Origin of the sequence: Paenibacillus sp. OT2-17, from assembly GCF_009827695.1 — a bacterium.
GTDB lineage: Bacteria > Bacillota > Bacilli > Paenibacillales > Paenibacillaceae > Paenibacillus > Paenibacillus polymyxa_B.
Genome location: NZ_WUDQ01000985.1, coordinates 1 through 726, shown reverse-complemented (window position 1 = coordinate 726; position 726 = coordinate 1). Strand labels below are relative to the sequence as shown.

At 44.2% G+C, this 726-nt stretch carries 1 protein-coding gene and 1 tRNA gene; both read right to left on the bottom strand.

What is annotated here, in order from left to right:
• Window positions 1–181 precede the first annotated feature (181 nt).
• Window positions 182–255 (bottom strand) — tRNA-Ile (locus tag GRP75_RS28620).
• A gap of 124 nt (window positions 256–379) precedes the next feature.
• Window positions 380–544 (bottom strand): hypothetical protein, encoded by a 165-nt coding sequence (locus GRP75_RS29420; RefSeq protein ID WP_014282411.1) that lies wholly within the window; start codon window positions 542–544, stop codon window positions 380–382.
• Window positions 545–726: the final 182 nt, after the last annotated feature.

Here is a 726-nt window from a genome sequence, read left to right as displayed (position 1 = left end):
ACTTCAAAGTTTGGGTTGATTGTCCACGAAAAATTAGGCTTTCAAGAGGTCTTGAAAGAGACGGAGACTGTACTCGTGGGAAGGATTATAATCGCTCCCTCATAAAGGGGCTACTTTCCTCCATTTTCTCACCCTCTATAAACAACAAAAAACCCTTGCTACGCAAGGGTTTTTGAGGAAATGGGCCCTGAGGGACTCGAACCCCCGACCAATCGGTTATGAGCCGACCGCTCTAACCAACTGAGCTAAGGGCCCTCAAAAAAATATGTATATTCACGTTACATATTCATAACAGCAACGTTAATTAATATACAACATTTTCTTGTGTTTCGTCAATAGCCTATCGAAAATTTTCTTTTTAAAAATTATTTTCGTGGACTTACGGAATAAATCGGACACCATAACGACCTTTGCGCGAGCGGTACACCTCCACTGCGCGGGGATCATTGTAGCCATACATCCAGCCGTCGTGCTCCAACCTTTTTGCCAGACATCCTGCCTGAAATTTAGTCGTGTACAGTCTGCCATAGTAAATCCAATACATCCGAACTCCCTCTTTTCACATGATGGTAGGAGTTAGTGTAACCGGATCGAATTCGATTTACACGGCCTGAGCCATAACAATCTACAATGGTTAGCACGAGTGCGAATCGCTCTAATCATTAGCTCTGTTGGCCCCTATAGCTCATCTTATTTGCCAAAGGAAGCCGGATCCTGACGCCAGGA